General features: G+C 66.3%; 16 protein-coding genes and 1 pseudogene. 7 read left to right on the top strand and 10 right to left on the bottom strand.

Translation table 11 applies throughout. The features are described from left to right. Positions 1-214 precede the first annotated feature (214 nt). Together ACW6W5_RS13625 and ACW6W5_RS13620 are read right to left on the bottom strand one after the other, a co-directional pair. On the bottom strand, positions 215-1,618 hold the full coding sequence (locus ACW6W5_RS13625) for a mannose-1-phosphate guanylyltransferase/mannose-6-phosphate isomerase (protein ID WP_152152456.1): 1,404 nt from the start codon (positions 1,616-1,618) through the stop codon (positions 215-217). An 18-nt stretch (positions 1,619-1,636) separates the two neighbouring features. Then, positions 1,637-2,986 (bottom strand): phosphohexomutase domain-containing protein, encoded by a 1,350-nt coding sequence (locus ACW6W5_RS13620; RefSeq protein WP_152152454.1) that lies wholly within the window; start codon positions 2,984-2,986, stop codon positions 1,637-1,639. A gap of 159 nt (positions 2,987-3,145) precedes the next feature. Here ACW6W5_RS13620 and ACW6W5_RS13615 point away from each other — a divergent pair, with 159 nt between their 5' ends. From ACW6W5_RS13615 to ACW6W5_RS13605, 3 genes are read left to right on the top strand one after another with little or no spacing between them, the layout of a single operon-like run. Then, entirely contained in the window at positions 3,146-3,880 is a 735-nt protein-coding gene (locus ACW6W5_RS13615; RefSeq protein WP_152152452.1) for a CoA transferase subunit A, read from the top strand. Position 3,881: 1 nt separating this feature from the next. Beyond that, positions 3,882-4,514, top strand: coding sequence for a CoA transferase subunit B (locus ACW6W5_RS13610; protein WP_152152450.1), 633 nt, complete (start codon positions 3,882-3,884; stop codon positions 4,512-4,514). 59 nt (positions 4,515-4,573) lie between these two features. Continuing rightward, positions 4,574-5,164, top strand: coding sequence for an alpha-ketoglutarate-dependent dioxygenase AlkB family protein (locus ACW6W5_RS13605; RefSeq protein ID WP_152152448.1), 591 nt, complete (start codon positions 4,574-4,576; stop codon positions 5,162-5,164). Here ACW6W5_RS13605 and ACW6W5_RS13600 read toward each other — a convergent pair. The 4 genes from ACW6W5_RS13600 to ACW6W5_RS13585 are packed head-to-tail and all read right to left on the bottom strand — an operon-like array spanning position 5,142 to position 8,713. Continuing rightward, positions 5,142-5,801, bottom strand: coding sequence for an ABC-type transport auxiliary lipoprotein family protein (locus ACW6W5_RS13600; RefSeq protein WP_152152446.1), 660 nt, complete (start codon positions 5,799-5,801; stop codon positions 5,142-5,144). The genes ACW6W5_RS13605 and ACW6W5_RS13600 overlap by 23 nt on opposite strands. After that, positions 5,798-6,724 carry an MlaD family protein gene (locus tag ACW6W5_RS13595; protein ID WP_121042588.1) on the bottom strand — a complete coding sequence of 309 codons (927 nt, stop codon included), beginning with the start codon at positions 6,722-6,724 and terminating at the stop codon, positions 5,798-5,800. The genes ACW6W5_RS13600 and ACW6W5_RS13595 overlap by 4 nt, the downstream gene beginning before the upstream one ends. Before the next feature lie 3 nt (positions 6,725-6,727). Continuing rightward, complete coding sequence (locus ACW6W5_RS13590; RefSeq protein WP_152152444.1) at positions 6,728-7,558, bottom strand: ABC transporter ATP-binding protein; 831 nt, start codon at positions 7,556-7,558, stop codon at positions 6,728-6,730. A gap of 3 nt (positions 7,559-7,561) precedes the next feature. Beyond that, the gene (locus ACW6W5_RS13585) at positions 7,562-8,713 is read right to left on the bottom strand and encodes an ABC transporter permease (protein WP_428999832.1); all 1,152 of its coding nucleotides are present in this window, start codon (positions 8,711-8,713) and stop codon (positions 7,562-7,564) included. A 121-nt stretch (positions 8,714-8,834) separates the two neighbouring features. On the opposite strand from ACW6W5_RS13585, the gene ACW6W5_RS13580 reads away from it, so the two are divergent. After that, the gene (locus tag ACW6W5_RS13580; RefSeq protein WP_088432072.1) at positions 8,835-10,094 is read left to right on the top strand and encodes a threonine/serine exporter family protein; all 1,260 of its coding nucleotides are present in this window, start codon (positions 8,835-8,837) and stop codon (positions 10,092-10,094) included. Positions 10,095-10,183: 89 nt separating this feature from the next. Here the strand turns inward: ACW6W5_RS13580 and ACW6W5_RS13575 are convergent. The 3 genes and pseudogenes from ACW6W5_RS13575 to ACW6W5_RS13565 all read right to left on the bottom strand — a co-directional run. Beyond that, positions 10,184-10,558 (bottom strand): annotated as a pseudogene (locus ACW6W5_RS13575) (H-NS histone family protein); the annotation flags it as partial. A gap of 152 nt (positions 10,559-10,710) precedes the next feature. Further along, positions 10,711-12,402, bottom strand: coding sequence for a proline--tRNA ligase (locus ACW6W5_RS13570; protein WP_121042597.1), 1,692 nt, complete (start codon positions 12,400-12,402; stop codon positions 10,711-10,713). Between the two features lie 98 nt (positions 12,403-12,500). After that, the gene (locus ACW6W5_RS13565) at positions 12,501-12,875 is read right to left on the bottom strand and encodes a DUF4124 domain-containing protein (RefSeq protein ID WP_121042599.1); all 375 of its coding nucleotides are present in this window, start codon (positions 12,873-12,875) and stop codon (positions 12,501-12,503) included. A gap of 72 nt (positions 12,876-12,947) precedes the next feature. Between ACW6W5_RS13565 and pssA the strand changes: the two genes are divergently transcribed. The 3 genes from pssA to rimI are packed head-to-tail and all read left to right on the top strand — an operon-like array spanning position 12,948 to position 14,700. Beyond that, positions 12,948-13,727, top strand: coding sequence for a CDP-diacylglycerol--serine O-phosphatidyltransferase (pssA, locus tag ACW6W5_RS13560; protein ID WP_121042601.1), 780 nt, complete (start codon positions 12,948-12,950; stop codon positions 13,725-13,727). After that, on the top strand, positions 13,724-14,206 hold the full coding sequence (locus tag ACW6W5_RS13555; RefSeq protein ID WP_226956622.1) for a hypothetical protein: 483 nt from the start codon (positions 13,724-13,726) through the stop codon (positions 14,204-14,206). The genes pssA and ACW6W5_RS13555 overlap by 4 nt, the downstream gene beginning before the upstream one ends. Next, a complete protein-coding gene (rimI, locus tag ACW6W5_RS13550) occupies positions 14,203-14,700 on the top strand; it encodes a ribosomal protein S18-alanine N-acetyltransferase (protein ID WP_121042847.1) in 498 nt (165 codons plus the stop codon). The genes ACW6W5_RS13555 and rimI overlap by 4 nt, the downstream gene beginning before the upstream one ends. Positions 14,701-14,715: 15 nt before the next feature. Here the strand turns inward: rimI and ACW6W5_RS13545 are convergent, their stop codons facing one another. Beyond that, a complete protein-coding gene (locus ACW6W5_RS13545) occupies positions 14,716-15,540 on the bottom strand; it encodes a DMT family transporter (RefSeq protein WP_152152441.1) in 825 nt (274 codons plus the stop codon). Positions 15,541-15,707 lie beyond the last annotated feature (167 nt).

Raw genomic sequence — 15,707 nt, 5'->3', positions numbered from 1 at the left:
ACGCCACATCGGCGTGCTCAGCCCGATCGTGCACACACTGCCAGTGCAGCTGCTGGCATACCACACCGCACTGGCCCGCGGGACAGACGTGGACAAGCCGCGCAACCTGGCCAAAAGCGTGACCGTGGAGTAGCCACCGTCGCCGCAGTGCACGGCGACATGCAAGCAAAAACCCGGCCTTGGCCGGGTTTTTTGTTTATCTGTCTGCCGTCGATCAGGTGCGTCCGTACGTATCCTCAAATCGTACGATATCGTCTTCGCCCAGATAACTGCCGGACTGCACTTCGATGAGTTCCAGCGGCAGTTTGCCCGGGTTCTTCAGACGATGCGTAACGCCCAGCGGAATGTAGGTGCTCTGGTTTTCGGTCAGCAGCAGCACCTCTTCGCCGCGCGTGACCTCAGCGGTGCCGCTGACCACGATCCAGTGCTCGGCCCGGTGGTGATGCATCTGCAGGCTCAGTGTTGCCCCCGGCTTGACGGTGATGCGCTTGACCTGGAAGCGGGCGCCGTTGTCGATCGAGTCGTAGGCGCCCCACGGGCGGTAAACCTTACGGTGCCAGGTCGCTTCGGGACGGCCCTCGGCCTTGATCCGCGCGACCACCTGCTTGATCTCCTGCATGCGATCGCTCTTGCCGACCATCACCGCATCGTCGGTCTCGACCACGATCACGTCGTCCAGCCCCACCAATGCGATGAGGCGCTCGCCGTAGGCAAAGGTGTTGCGGCAGTCGATCGCGATCACGTCGCCGTGGTGTGCGTTGCCATCCCCATCCTGTTCGGACACATCACGCAGCGCGGTCCACGAACCGACGTCGTTCCACCCCGCATCCAGCGGCACGACGACGGCATCGGCGGTTTTCTCCATCACCGCGTAGTCGATCGAGTCTGACGGCACTGCGGCGAACGCTTCTTTGTCCAGACGGGTGAAATCGCTGTCGCGACGTGCCTTCTGCCAAGCGGTGCGACTGCCGGCGAGCATGGCGGGGTGGAACTTTTCCAACTCGGCGAGGAAGCGGGATGCTTTGAACAGGAACATGCCGCTGTTCCAGAAGTACTCGCCCGACTGCACGTAGGCAGTTGCCGTTTCAGCATCCGGCTTTTCGACGAAACGATCCACCGCGCGAACGTCACCACCGGAGGCCGCCTTGATGTAGCCGTAGCCTGTTTCCGGGCCGGTCGGCACGATACCGAAGGTCACCAGCTTGCCTGATTCTGCTGCCGGGACCGCACGCAGCACGGCCGCACGGAATGCAGTCTCGTCGGCGATCACATGATCCGAAGGCAGCACCAGCAGCAGCGCATCGTCTCCATCCCGGGTTGCTTCCAGCGCGGCCACCGCGATCGCGGGCGCGGTGTTGCGGCCAACCGGCTCAAGCAGGATCGCCTGCGGCTCCACTCCAAGCTGCTGCAACTGCTCGGCAGCCACGAAACGGTGTTCCTCGTTGGCGACGATCAATGGCGCGCGGCCGGCGATCGGCGCAACCCGCTGCCAGGTTGCCTGCAGCATGGTCTGTTCACCCGCCAAGGCGAGGAACTGCTTGGGATAGGACTCACGGGACAGTGGCCACAGGCGGGTGCCTGAGCCACCGGAAAGAATGACGGGAAGGAGGTTGTGCATGATGGGGTGCTTGTCGCCTCAGGCGTCCTGGATCAACCGGGAGAGTTCATCAGTGCGCGCGCGCAGCAGTGCCGCGTCACCCCGGGTCTCAACATTCAGGCGGAGCAGCGGTTCGGTGTTGGAGCTGCGCAGGTTGAAGCGCCAGTCACCGAAATCGGCGCTGATGCCATCGGTATGGTCCAGCGCCGGTGCCTGCGCAGCAAAGTGCTCCATCACGCGGGCGAGGGCGCGCTTGGCATCGGCCACCTTGAAGTTGATCTCACCACTGCACGGGAACTTCTGCATGCGTGCTTCGACCAGATCGGCCAGCGAACGGCCGGACTCGGACACCAGCGCCGCGATGAGCAGCCACGGGATCATGCCGGAATCGGCGTAGGCGAACTCGCGGAAATAATGGTGCGCACTCATCTCGCCGCCGTAGACGGCATTTTCCGAGCGCATCTTTTCCTTGATGAAGGCGTGGCCGCTCTTGCACAGCACCGGCTGGCCACCGGCTTGCTCGACCATCTCCACCGTGTTCCAGGTCAGGCGCGGGTCGTGCACGATCTTGCCGCCGGGCTGGCGCGCCAGGATCGCCTGGGCGAGCAGGCCGACCAGGTAATAGCCCTCGATGAAGCGGCCGTTATGGTCGAAGAAGAAGCAGCGGTCGAAATCGCCATCCCAGGCGATGCCGAAGTCCGCGCCATGCTCGCGCACGGCCTGGGCGGTGAGCTCGCGGTTCTCCGGCAGCAGCGGATTGGGAATGCCATTGGGGAAGCTGCCATCGGGCTCATGGCAGATGCGGATGAACTCCAGCGGCAAGTGTGGGGCCAGTAGATCCACGATCGTGCCGGCGCCACCATTGCCGGCATTGACCACCAGTTTGAGCGGCTTGAGCGCCTTGGGCTCGATGTAGCTCAGCAGATGGGCGATGTAGGCGCTCTTGTCCGGATGCGACTGCAGGCCAGCGCTCGGCTCGGCGGCAGGCGCCTGGTCGGCCTCGACCGCATCGGAGATCGCGAACAGGCCGGTATCGGAGCTGATCGGGCGTGCCTGTTCCTTGACCAGCTTCATGCCGTTGTAATCCATCGGGTTGTGACTGGCGGTCACCATCACGCCACCGGCGGCCTTCAGATGGTCCACCTGGAAATAGACCTCCTCCGTCCCGCACAGCCCGATATCGAGCACCTCACGGCCGGCGCCGCGCAAGCCGGCAGCCAGAGCGTCCTGCAGCGCCAGACTGGTCAGGCGGACATCGTGGCCGACGACTACCTTGCCGGGCGACAGCTGCGCGGCCAGCGCCACGCCGATGCGGCGGGCCAGGTCTTCGTTCAGTTCGTCCGGCACACGGCCGCGGATGTCGTATGCCTTGAATGCGGGGAGCGTCATCTATTCCAGTCCTTCTGACAGTCAGGCCGCTAGTCTAGCTGCTGCCATGTATGGGAATCGTTTTCAGCCGGGGCGGGTGGTTGAACTGCCTGGGCACACCCGGGAAAGCCACTGGCAATGGCTACAATGGCGGCTTACATCAACGAGGTGAGGGCGTAGATGAGCAAGTCCCCAGACAACGCCGTGCGACCTGGCAAGCGGTACGCCAGTGCAGCCGAGGCGCTGCAAGGTGCCATCGCCGATGGCCAGACGTTGGCGGTCGGCGGGTTCGGCCTGTGCGGTATTCCCGAGGCCCTGATCGCTGCGTTGCGCGATACCGGCGCCAAGGATCTGACCGTGATCTCCAACAATGCGGGCGTGGATGGCTTTGGCCTCGGCCAACTGCTGGCGACCCGTCAGATCCGGAAAATGATCTCGTCCTATGTGGGTGAGAACAAGGAATTCGAGCGCCAGTATCTGGCCGGTGAGCTGGAGCTGGAGTTCAATCCGCAGGGCACCCTGGCCGAGCGGCTGCGCGCCGGTGGCGCCGGCATCCCGGCCTTCTTCACTGCAACCGGCTACGGCACGGTGGTGGCCGAGGGCAAGGAAACCCGCGCGTTCGATGGCAAACACTATGTGATGGAAACCGCGTTGCGCGCGGACGTCGCACTGGTCAAAGCCTGGAAGGCCGACGAGGCCGGCAACCTGGTGTTCCGCAAGACCGCGCGCAACTTCAACCCGGCCTGCGCGATGGCCGGCAAGCTGTGCATCGTGGAGGTGGAGGAGGTGGTGCCGGTCGGCAGCATCGACCCGGACCAGGTGCACCTGCCGGGCATCTACGTGCACCGCATCGTGCACAACCCGGATCCCGAGAAGCGTATCGAACAGCGTACCGTGCGCCAGGAGGCGAACTGAGATGGCCTGGACCCGCGATGAAATGGCACAGCGCGCCGCGCGCGAACTGACCGACGGCGCCTACGTGAACCTGGGCATCGGCCTGCCGACCCTGGTCGCCAACCACATTCCCGACGGCGTGGATGTGTGGCTGCAGTCCGAAAATGGCCTGCTGGGCATCGGCCCGTTCCCGACCGAGGCCGAGGTGGACGCCGACCTGATCAACGCTGGCAAGCAGACGGTGACTGCACGTGCGGGTGCCAGCTACTTCGGCAGCCACGACAGCTTCGCGATGATCCGCGGTGGTCACATCAACCTGGCCATCCTTGGCGCGATGCAGGTCACCGACAAGGGCGACCTGGCCAACTGGATGGTGCCGGGCAAGATGGTCAAGGGCATGGGCGGGGCGATGGATCTGGTCGCCGGCGTGCAGCGCGTGGTGGTGCTGATGGAGCACACCGCCAAGAGCGGCGAGCACAAGATTCTGCCCGAGTGCACGCTGCCGCTGACTGGCGTGGGCGTGGTCGATCGCATCATCACCGAGCTGGCCGTGTTCGATGTCACCGATAAGGGGTTGGTGCTGGTCGAGGCTGCCCCGGGTGTGGGTATCGATGAGTTGAAGGAAAAGACCGGCGTGGCGTTCGGCCAGGCCTGATCGCTGTCGTCAGCGTGGTGTCCGTCAACGGGCACCACGCCGTCCCCTGAGGAAAGCCCATGGACCTGCATCTACGCGAGGCCGAGGTGAGTTGGCATCGCCACTGGCTATCCCGTGACGCCGCCGACACCCTCCAGCGCACGCTCCGCGAGGACGTCCCGTGGGAGGTGCACAAGATTCGCATGTTCGGCCGTCAGGTCGATTCCCCGCGCCTGAGCTGCTGGATGGGCGACCCGGCCGCGCGCTACCGCTATTCCGGTACCGAATTCGTGCCGCAGCCCTGGCATCCGGCGCTGCTGCCGCTGCGCGATCAGCTGGGCGAATTCTGTGGTCACGCCTTCAACAGCGTGCTGCTCAACCGCTACCGCGATGGCGATGATGGGATGGGCTGGCACAGCGACAATGAGCCCGAGTTGGGGCCGGCGCCGGTGATCGCGTCAGTGAGCCTGGGCGCGGCGCGGCGGTTCCTGCTGCGGCGCCGGGACGACCATGCCAAGAAGGCCGAGGTACTGCTGGACCATGGCGACCTGCTGGTCATGGGCGGTCAGACCCAGCGCCATTACCAGCATTCCCTGCCCAAGAGCGCCCGGCCGCTGGCCGAGCGCCTGAATCTCACGTTCCGCTGGATTACCGCACCCGGGTCGGCGTGACTGCAGCGCGGGCGTGATCCTGCTCGCCGGTCACCAGCGTCCAGCCCACCACGTTCGTGGTCAGTGTCTGCAGCCCCTGTTCCAGCACGGCGGTGACCTGGGCGACGTCGCTGCTGCCGACCGGATTTTCCTGGCGGAAGGTGCGGTCGGCGACCACGCGCTGGTCGATCACGTGGATCAGCTTGGCGTTCACCTCGATCAGCGCGGTGGGCGTGGCCTGGCCGCGGTAGTCCGCTTCGAAACGACGCACGTCCATGGCCAGTTTGTAGTCGGCGCGGATGCCGGTGGTGACCCGGGCCACGCCGTTGATGCGGCCGGAATCCTCGAAGCCGCGCACCAGCGCGTCATCGAGCATGTCGGTGGCCGGCTGGGCCCAGCTCACGCCCTTGTAGACCTCCAGTTCGGAGGGGGTCGGGCGCACGTTGATGCGCGGGCTGTCGACCACGCGCGCCGCGCTGGGCTTGACCAGCACCAGCTGCCAATCGACGGTCGGCCAGCTCGGGTCGGCCTGGATGCGGACCACGGGGGAATAGATGGTCACCGCGCTGCGTTCGTTGCTGCCCAGCAGCGAGCAGCCGCCAAGCGCGGCGATCAGGGCGATCGGCAGCAGGGGCCGGAAGAAGGTCGGGTGGCTCATTTGGGTTCGAACTCCTTGGGTGCGTCACGGCCGAGCAGGTAGCGTGCCGGGTTGTTGTCCAGGCGGTCGCTGACCCGGCGCAGGTCGCGGATCAGGCCGCGCAGCTCGGTCAGGGTCGGGCCGAGCTGGGCCAGGCCATCGTTGGCGAAGCTGTTGATCGCGGCGCGGTTCTCGCCAAGGATCGAATCGGCATTGCCGGCGGCCGAATCCAGCTTGCTCAGCGTGGTTTCCAGCTTGTCCAGGATCGGCGGCAGCTGCTGCACCAGGTTCTTGTCCAGGCGCTGGATGGTGCCATTGGTGCTCTTCAGGGTGACATCCAGGCTGCGGGCGGCATCGCGCGCGCTGAGCAGCAGCGCCTGGGTGCCCTGGTCGCGGTCGGCCAGGCCGCCGCTGATGGTTTCCAGGTTGGCCAGGGTCGCGTTGATGCTGGCCACGTTGCGGTCGCTGAGCACCTGGTCCATGCGCTCGACGATGCGGTTGGCCACGTCGGTGATGTTCTGCAGCGCAGACGGGGTAGTCGGGATGATCGGGGCCGGGTCCTTGTTGACCGCGGTCAGTGCGGCGGACTGCGGGGTACCACCACTGAGCTGGATGATCGACGGGCCGGTCAGGCTGGTGATCGCCAGCTTGGCGCGGGTGTCGGTCTTGACCGGCGTATTGGAGTTCAGCCGGATCCGCGCGACCACCTGGCGCGGGTCATCCGGCACCAGGTTCAGTTCGGTGATGGAGCCGACCGCGATGCCGTTGTACTGCACCGGGCTGCCCACCGACAGGCCGGTGACGGCCTCGCGGAACACCACGCGGTATTCCGTCCAGGTGCGGTCGGAGGAGTACTTGGCGGCCCACAGGCCGAAGGCCAGCAGCGCCAGTCCCACCACCAGGGTGAAGGCGCCGATCAGGACGTAATTGGCTTTGGTTTCCATGGCTTACTCGCTCTCGTGCTTTGCATCGCGCGCAGCACGCGCGCGCGGTCCGTGGAAGTACTCCTGGATCCACGGGTGGTCCAGTTGTTCGATCTCGTGCAGCGGGGCATTGGCGATGACTTTCCTGTCGGCCAGCACCGCCACCCGGTCACAGATCGCATACAGCGTGTCCAGATCGTGTGTGATCAGGAAGACAGTCAGGCCCAGCGCTTCCTGCAGGGTCTTGATCAGGCGGTCGAAGGCGGCCGCACCGATCGGGTCCAGCCCGGCGGTGGGCTCATCCAGGAACAGCAGCGGCGGGTCCAGCGCCAGCGCCCGGGCCAGGCCGGCGCGCTTGCGCATGCCACCGGACAGCTGCGAGGGCAGCTTGTTGATCGCATCGGCGGGCAGGCCGGCCAGCTTGACCTTGAGCAGGGCCAGTTCGTAATGCCAGCGCTCGGGCAGCTCGCCGTGATGTTCCTTCAGCGGTACCTGCACGTTCTCGCCCACGGTCAGCGACGAGAACAGCGCACCATCCTGGAACAGCACGCCGGTGTTGCGTTCGATATGCAGGCGGTTGGCCGGGTCGCTGGAGCGGGCATCGACGCCCAGCACCTCGATCTGGCCATCGTCCGGCGTGCGCAGGCCCAGGATGCTGCGCATCAACACCGATTTGCCGGTACCCGAGCCGCCGACCACGCCCAGGATCTCGCCGCGTCGGACATCAAGATCCAAGCCGTCGTGTACCACCTGGGCGCCGAAACGGTTGGTCAGCCCGCGCACGCGGATCAGCAGTTCACCTTCATCCGTGGCGGCGTCGTCGCGGTCAGGGGCCGGGGCGGTGTCGGTGATCATCGGTTACCAGCCCATCTTCATGAACCACAGCGCGGCGAACGCGTCGAGGATGATCACCAGCGAAATGGCCTGCACCACGCTGGAGGTGGTGCGCTCGCCGACCGACTGCGCGGTGCCTTCCACCTTCAGGCCCTCCAGGCAGCCGATCAGGCCGATCACCAGCGCGAACACCGGCGCCTTGGACAGGCCGACCAGCATGTTGCGTACTTCCATGGTGTCGTGCATGCGCGCGATATACATCTGCGGCGGGATATCCAGATCGAAGGCGCCGACGGTGATGCCACCGGCCAGGCCGGCGATCATTGCGATGAAGGTCAGCAGCGGCAACGTGATCAACAGTGCCATCAAGCGCGGCAGCACCAGCAGATCGACCGGGTCCAGGCCCAGCGTTTTCATTGCGTCGATTTCTTCGCGCGCCTTCATCGCACCGATCTGCGCGGTGAACGCACTGGCGGTGCGGCCGGCCAGCACGATCGCGGTCAACAGCACGGCGAACTCACGCAGGAAGGCGATGCTGACCAGTTCGACCACGTAGATCTCGGCGCCGAAGTCGCGCAGGATCGTGGAGCCGAGGAAGGCGATCACCGCGCCCACCAGATAGGACAGCAGGGCGACCAGGGGCACTGCATCCAAGCCGACCTGTTCCATCTGGGCGACCGTGGCAGTGAGCCGGAAACGGCGCGGCTCCTTGATCAGGCGCGCACCCTTGACCAGGTTCTCGCCAAGGAAACTGGCCAGTGCCACGATGTTGTGGCCCATGCCGTGCACGCTGACACCGAGCCGCTCCAGCGCGGCCAGCACGCCGAAGTCCCGCTTGGCCTTGGGCCGGTCGTCGGCGACTTCCTCGATGGTCGAGACCAGCGCACGATGTTCCTCGCGGAACGTCACCGCATGCTCGCCGAGATCGGCGCGGTGGGCCACGCGCAGCAACTGCAGCACACCGGCCGAGTCGAGCAGGGTGATCCCGCTGGCATCCAGGCCGGTCACGTTCTCCGGAAGGCCACGCAGCACTTCGGCCGCGTCCAGCGCGGTGCGTAAAGTCCAATGGCCAGACAACCGGATCAGGCCGGGGTCCTGGGCATCCTGCTCGAGATGGGGGGCTTGGTCTGAGGTCATGTAGGCGTCCTGCGCGCAGCATACCCTGTCCGGGTGCATGGCTCGCGTATGCGCCGGGACGGGCTGAACGCGTCGGTCAGTGCGGCCCGTTCCTGCACGCAGGCGCACGATGACACCGGGATTCTTCAGGCCGGGGCGTGTTCGGGTAATACTACGGCGCATGTCTGCCGACGCCCCCACCATCGTTGCACCACCGGCCACCTACGCACAGCGCGTGGCCTTCGTTTCGGAAATGGCCGGGCGCCTGCACAGCTATGGCACCACCGCGCAGCGGCTGGAAGCAGCCGTGGTCGCGCTGGCGCAGCGCCTGGACCTGGATTGCGAGCCGTGGTCGAACCCGACTGGCCTGATCCTGAGTTTCAGCGACCCGACCAAGGCGATCGGTTCATCGGACATCACCCGTGTGATCCGGTTGGCACCGGGCGAGAACGACCTGCATAAACTCAGCATCGCCGACCAGATCACCGATGCGGTGGCCAACGGCACCATGAGCATCGCGCAGGGCCATACCGCGCTGCGCCAGCTGGACAAGGATCCTGGCCGTTGGGGCAAGATCCGCACCATCCTTTCCTACAGCCTCGGCGCAGCGGGCGTGGCCGGCCTGTGGAAACTGCCGTGGCTGGATATCGCCACCGCCGGCGTGATCGGTCTGCTGATCGGCGTCATGGGCATGTATACCGACCGCCGCCCGGCCACGCGCGAAGCCAACGAGGCGTTGGCGGCCCTGCTGGCCGGTTCGGTGGCGACGCTGGTGGCCTCCTTCATCGGCGCGCTCAACCTCAACACGGTGATCATCGCCTCGCTGGTGGTGCTGCTGCCCGGGATGTCGCTGACCAATGCGGTCAATGAGCTGGCGAGCCAGCATTGGGTTTCGGGCACGGCGCGGTTTGCCGGTGCGGTGACCACGATCCTGAAACTGACGGTGGGCGCGGTGATCGCGGTGACGCTGTCGGGCATCGTCGGGCTGGAGCCGCTGGTCCGCGCTTCGCGGCCGCAGGCCGATTGGGTCGAATGGGGCGCGTTGCTGCTGGCCGCGTTCGCGTTCGCGATGTTGTTCAAGGCCAACCGCCGCGATTTCCCCTGGGTGATGGCGGCGGCCGTCGCCGGTTATGCGATATCGAAATTCGCCGGACAGGCGTGGGGCATCCCGGCCGGCATTTTCATGTCCGCGATGCTGCTGACCGCCGCCGGCAATCTGTTCGGTCGGCTGGCGCAGCGACCGGGCGCGATCATCCGCCTGCCCGGCATCATCATGCTGGTGCCCGGCAGTACCAGCCTGCGCGGCGTGCTGACGCTGGTCCAGCAGCAGGACATGAGCGCCGGGCAGACCGTGCTGATGACGGTGCTCAACGTGGTGATGGCGCTGGTGGCCGGCCTGCTGTTCGGTAATCTGCTGATCCCGGCGCGCAAGAATCTTTGACCGCCCGGTCACCGCGCGCGCCATCAACGGGTACGAAAACGCCGGCGCGAAGCCGGCGTTTTCATGTGCAGCAGTGACTGACCGGCTTACTTCTTGATCAGGAACTCTTCGACCTTCTTGCCCTTGGCGGTATGCGCGGCCAGCCAGCGCGGCTGCTTGCCACGGCCGGTCCAGGTTTCCTTCGGGTTGGCCGGGTTGCGATACTTCGGGGCGACCTTGCCGAGCTTGCGCACGGCCTTGGCCGGGGCCTTGGTGGCCTTGCTCGCGGCGCGGCCACGTGCGGCCGGGGCAGCGCCGCCGAACAGTTCTTCCACCGAATAGCCCTGGGCCTTGGCCAGCTTGGTCAGCTGTGCGCGGACTTTGGTGATCGCCGGACGCTTGGCCACGATGGTCTGCTGCTTCTTGGCGTTCTTGATCAGCGCGCCCAGCTCTTTGGCGGACAGGCCGCTCAGGTCAATGCTCATCTACTACTCCGCAATATATTAAGGACAGGGTGAGCCGGTCCTTGGCGTCGGAAACAGCATACATTCTCTTTTGCGAAATACACAAACAAACCGGAGATATTGAAACCGGGTCCACCATTGAAAAGGCCGGGTTATTCACCCGGCCTTTGTCTTTACTTCGTCAATTTTGCCAGCAGTGTGTCCTTGTCGAGGACCTCCGCTTCGGCGGCATTGCGCGCGCGGTACTCGAACGTGCCGGCGGCGACGCCGCGCTCGGAGACCACGATGCGGTGCGGCACGCCGATCAGTTCCATGTCGGCGAACATCGCGCCCGGGCGCAGGCCGCGGTCGTCCAGCGCCACATCCAGGCCGGCGGCCTGCAACTGTGCAAGCAGCTCGGCGGCGGTGGCCGCTACGGTCTCGTCCTGCTTCGGGTTGATCATGCAGACCACCACCTGCCACGGCGCCATCGCGTCGGGCCAGATAATGCCGGCGTCGTCATGATTCTGCTCGATCGCCGCGGCGACGATGCGCGAAATACCGATGCCGTAGCAGCCCATCGCCAATACCGCGGCCTTGCCGTTCTCGTCGAGGACGGTCGCATTCAACGCCTGCGCATACTGGCGGCCGAGCTGGAACACATGGCCAACTTCGATGCCGCGGGCGATCTTGAGTTCACCGCCATCGGCGGCACGATCACCGGCCTTGGCGTTGCGGATGTCCGCCACTTCCGGTTCGGGCAGGTCGCGGCCCCAGTTGACGCCGGCGATATGGAAGCCGGCTTCATTGGCACCGATGACGAAATCGGCCAGCGCGGCGACGTCGCGGTCGGCCACGATGCGGATCGGCAGGGCCGGATTGAGCGGGCCGAGGAAGCCCGGCTCGCTGCCCAGGTGCGTGGCAATCTCCGCCTCGCTGGCCATGCGGTAGCCCTGCAGGCCCTCGACCTTGCCGAGCTTGATTTCATTGACGTCGTGATCGCCGCGCACCAGCGCCAGCACGAAACCGGCTTCGCTCATGATCGCGATCGACTTGACCGTGCGCTCCAGGCCCAGGCCAAGCAGGGCGGCCACGGCTTCACAGGTTTTCTGCGTGGGCGTATCGATTTTGCGCAGCGCTTCGCTGGCGGCCGGGCGCTCGCCCGGGGCCGCGGCGATGGCCGCTTCCATATTGGCCGCGTAATCCGAGCCGGTGGAAAACACCAGTGCGTCTTCGCCGGACTCGGCGATCACGTGGAATTCCTGCGAGGCATCGCCACCGATCGCGCCCGAGTCGGCCTGCACCATGCGGAAATCCAGGCCCAGGCGGGTGAAGATGCGGCTGTAGGCCGCCTTCATGTTCTCGTACTCGCGCACCAGGCAGTCATCGTGCAGGTGGAAGGAGTAGGCGTCCTTCATCAGGAATTCGCGCGAGCGCATCACGCCGAAGCGCGGCCGGATCTCATCGCGGAACTTGGTCTGGATCTGGAAGAAATTGACCGGCAGCTGCTTGTAGCTGGACAGCTCCTGGCGCGCGAAATCCGCGGCGGCTTCTTCAGCGGTCGGGCTGTAGCAGAACACCTGCTCCTTGCGATCCTTGATCTTCAGCAGCTGCGGGCCGAACTTTTCCCAGCGGCCGGTGGCTTCCCACAGTTCCTTGGGCTGGAGGGTCGGAATCTGGAATTCCACCGCGCCGGCACGCTCCATTTCCTCACGCACGATGCGCTCGACCTTGCGCAGCACGCGCAGGCCCAGCGGCGACCAGGTGTACAGCCCCGAGGCCAGCTTGCGGATCATGCCCGCGCGCAGCATCAAGCGGTGGCTGGTCAGCTCCGCGTCGCTGGGGGTTTCCTTGGTGGTGTGCAGGTGGAACTGGGAGAGGCGCATCGTCGGCTTCGCTGAACGGCAGAAGCCGATATTCTGCCAGTCCGGCCGCCGCGATGGGTGTTGCCGTTGGTTTTGGCTGCCTCGACGGGGCCGGTGGCTCAGGCCTTGGGGGTGCAGTAGGCCTGGATGGCGGCCTCGGCCAAGGTCTTCTGGGCGCTGCGCTGCTCGTCGGTCAGGGCGGTATCGGCCGTGCCGTCGCCATCGGCGTCCTGCATGACCTTGCCCGGCCCGTTGAGCAGGGTGAGATTGCCGCGGGCGTCGGTACAGGCCTTGTTCTCGGCCGGGGCGGTGGCGGTCTCGCGCGGGAGCGGGTCCCGGTTCTCGACCTGGCGGGCCTCGTACTTCTGCCCGGCCGGCGGCTTCTCCGAATACTGGGTGACGCCGTTGGCGTCTTTCCACTTATAGACAGTGCCGGCGCTGGCCGTGGCGCTGGCGAGCAGCAGCAGGGCGCTCAGACGGGACAGGGCACGCATGGCAACTCCGGGAACGGGGCAGAACCGCGATTGCAGCACCCCGCGCCGGTGCTGGCAAGCTAAACTGGCCGCATGGATCAGATGAAACCCCCGCCGCGCTCGCGCAGCATTTACCTGCTGCCCAACCTGTTCACCACCGCAGGCCTGTTCGCCGGCTTCTACGCGATCATCGCCGCGGCCAACGGCGACTTCGTGAATGCCGCAGTCGCGGTGTTTGTCGCGGCGGTCATGGATGGCCTGGACGGCCGTGTGGCCCGCCTGACCGGCACCAGCAGCGAATTCGGCGTGCAGTACGACTCGCTGGCCGATCTGGTCAGCTTCGGCATGGCCCCGGCCCTGGTGATGTACCACTGGTCGTTGTCCTGGCTGAAGTTCGACGACCCGGTGCTCGGCCGCGTTGGCTGGGCGGTCGCCTTCCTGTATGCCGCCTGCGCCGCGCTGCGCCTGGCCCGCTTCAATACCCAGGTAACCGTGGTCGACAAGCGCTGGTTCATCGGCTTGGCCAGCCCGGCTGCGGCCGGCCTGATGATGTCCTTCGTCTGGGCTTTCGCTGATGGCAACCTCGGCTGGGACGGCAACCAGCTGCGCTATGTCGCGCTGGGCGTGACCCTGGTGTCGGCACTGCTGATGGTCAGCCGGATCCGCTTCTGGAGCTTCAAGGGCAGTGGCGAGAAAGGACCGCGCGCGGATCGCGTGCCGTTCCTGGCGCTGGCCCTGGTGCCGATCGCCATCGCGATCATGGTCATTGATCTGCCGCGCGTGCTGTTCGCGGTGGGCGTGGTGTATGCCTTGTCCGGCCCGTGCTACTGGGCGTGGCAGCGCACCCGCAAGACGGTCGAGCCGAACGCGTGAGCGGGCAGGCGCTGCCGCCATTGTGGTCGCCGGCGCAGCAGTCCTGGCTGCAGGCGATGGGTTATACGGTGTTCGTCGACGGCAGCGTCGAGCCGGAAGCCGCTGCGGTACCTGATGTCCAGCTCAGCGCGGCGCCGCTCGCCGAGTCGTCCGCGCCGGTGCGCCAGTCGCGGCCAGCACCGGCGGTGGATGCGCCCGCGCCGGTACGCCGAAGCGCGCCGCGCACGGTCGAAGAAGGCGCGCCGCCATCCGTCCCGGCGGCCACGCCGGCACGCGGAGGCGGAGGCCGCCGCGCGGCGGTCCGGATGCCCGATCGCCTGCAGATCGCCCTGTTGCGCGCCTCCGGCTGCAACCCGGCCGAGCCGGACACCCAGGCCTTGATGGCCAGCTGGAACCTGGATGAACTGCGCAGCAGTGCCGCCGCCAAGCGCGCGTTGTGGCCGCAGCTGCGCGCCCTGCGCAAGCGGGGCCGACCGTGAGCGCGGTGAGCTCGCCGCGGCCGTTGTCGTTGCGCGCGCTGCGCGAAAGCGACCTCAATGCGGTGATGGCCATCGAGGTGCGCGGTTACCCGTACCCGTGGACCCGCGGCATCTTCCAGGACTGCCTGCGTGCCGGTTATCCCGGCCTGGCGATGGAAGAGGACGGTCTGCTGATGGGCTATGGCCTGCTCAGCATCGCCGCCGATGAAGCGCATATCCTCAACATCTGTGTGGACCCGCTGTGCCAATCGCGCGGCCACGGCCGCTACCTGCTGCGCGCGCTGGTGAAGCTGGCGCGTGACCACGGTGCGCACCGGGTGTTCCTGGAAGTGCGCCCGTCCAATACCTCGGCGGTGGCGCTGTACCACAGCGAAGGGTTCAACGAGATCGGCCGCCGGCCGCGCTATTACCCTGCCCGCGACGGGCGCGAGGATGCGCTGGTGATGGCCATCGAGCTGGTTGACGACGACATCCAGGTGATGCCGCCGCTCTGACAGCGTGGGGGGGTGCTACGCCAACCGCAGCACCACTGCCCCGAGCACGATCAGGCCGGCGGCGATCCAGCGTTGGCGGGTAACGCGTTCGCGCAGGAGCCACGCCGAGATCAGGATGCCGAACAAGATCGAGGTTTCGCGCAGTGCGGCGATCATCGCGATCGGCGCGACCGTCATGGCCCACAGCGCCAGCCCGTAGGAGACCAGCGTGCCGATGCCGCCGGTGATGCCGTAGCCCCAGTTGCGGCGCGCATAGTCACGCAGCGCGCTGGCGCGTGTGCACACCGCCCACAGTGGCAAAGGCAGGCCGGAAAGCAGAAACAGCCACAACGTGTAGCTCACCACGGCACCCGAGTGACGCGCGCCCCAACCATCGACCAAGGTGTAGGTGGCGATGACACCGGCATTGAGCAGCGGCAGCCACAGATGCTGGCGCGAGGTGCCGCGGGTCATGCACAGGATGCCCAGGCAGATCAGCCCGATGCCGGCCCACGCGATCCATGCCAGGCGCTCACCCAGAAACAGCGTGCTGATCAGCGCGACCAGGATCGGCGCGCAGCCGCGCATCAGCGGGTAGGACGCGCTCATGTCGGTCACTTGGTAAGTACGCGCGACAAGCACGTAGTACCCGACCTGGAGCAGGGTCGAGGCGGCCAGCCATGGCCAGCTCTGCGCGGCGGGTGTGGGCACGAACGGCAGCGCGATCGCGGCAATCACCACCGCCGAGCCGGTGACCAGGATCGTGGTCAGCAGCGTGTCGGTGCCACGTTTGACGATCGCGTTCCAGCTGGCATGCAGCAGGGCGGCCAACAGCACGATGCAGAAGAGGGACAGCGACATCGTGTCGGCGGTCATTCAATCCGTGGACGAACCCGCATCATGCCGCAGATGGGCAGGCATCGGGCCCGTAACCGCGCGGGCGGGCCCTACCTACGTTATCGGCCCAGGGTAGAGCCACCCCATGGGTGGCTGCACGCCATCCCGCCCCGGAAGGCAGCCACCCATGG

The organism is Stenotrophomonas sp. IS26, assembly GCF_054188265.1.
This window is presented reverse-complemented; position numbering and strand designations above follow the sequence as displayed.

Bases quoted from the DNA above. Each gene is read 5' to 3' on its own strand.
- ACW6W5_RS13605 (WP_152152448.1), top strand. From the start codon at position 4,574: ATGGACCTGCATCTACGCGAGGCCGAGGTGAGTTGGCATCGCCACTGG.
- ACW6W5_RS13610 (WP_152152450.1), top strand. From the start codon at position 3,882: ATGGCCTGGACCCGCGATGAAATGGCACAGCGCGCCGCGCGCGAACTG.
- ACW6W5_RS13600 (WP_152152446.1), bottom strand. From the start codon at position 5,801: ATGAGCCACCCGACCTTCTTCCGGCCCCTGCTGCCGATCGCCCTGATC.
- ACW6W5_RS13545 (WP_152152441.1), bottom strand. From the start codon at position 15,540: ATGTCGCTGTCCCTCTTCTGCATCGTGCTGTTGGCCGCCCTGCTGCAT.
- ACW6W5_RS13565 (WP_121042599.1), bottom strand. From the start codon at position 12,875: ATGCGTGCCCTGTCCCGTCTGAGCGCCCTGCTGCTGCTCGCCAGCGCC.
- ACW6W5_RS13595 (WP_121042588.1), bottom strand. From the start codon at position 6,724: ATGGAAACCAAAGCCAATTACGTCCTGATCGGCGCCTTCACCCTGGTG.
- ACW6W5_RS13625 (WP_152152456.1), bottom strand. From the start codon at position 1,618: ATGCACAACCTCCTTCCCGTCATTCTTTCCGGTGGCTCAGGCACCCGC.
- ACW6W5_RS13620 (WP_152152454.1), bottom strand. From the start codon at position 2,986: ATGACGCTCCCCGCATTCAAGGCATACGACATCCGCGGCCGTGTGCCG.
- ACW6W5_RS13590 (WP_152152444.1), bottom strand. From the start codon at position 7,558: ATGATCACCGACACCGCCCCGGCCCCTGACCGCGACGACGCCGCCACG.
- ACW6W5_RS13585 (WP_428999832.1), bottom strand. From the start codon at position 8,713: ATGCACCCGGACAGGGTATGCTGCGCGCAGGACGCCTACATGACCTCA.
- ACW6W5_RS13580 (WP_088432072.1), top strand. From the start codon at position 8,835: ATGTCTGCCGACGCCCCCACCATCGTTGCACCACCGGCCACCTACGCA.
- ACW6W5_RS13615 (WP_152152452.1), top strand. From the start codon at position 3,146: ATGAGCAAGTCCCCAGACAACGCCGTGCGACCTGGCAAGCGGTACGCC.
- ACW6W5_RS13570 (WP_121042597.1), bottom strand. From the start codon at position 12,402: ATGCGCCTCTCCCAGTTCCACCTGCACACCACCAAGGAAACCCCCAGC.
- pssA (WP_121042601.1), top strand. From the start codon at position 12,948: ATGGATCAGATGAAACCCCCGCCGCGCTCGCGCAGCATTTACCTGCTG.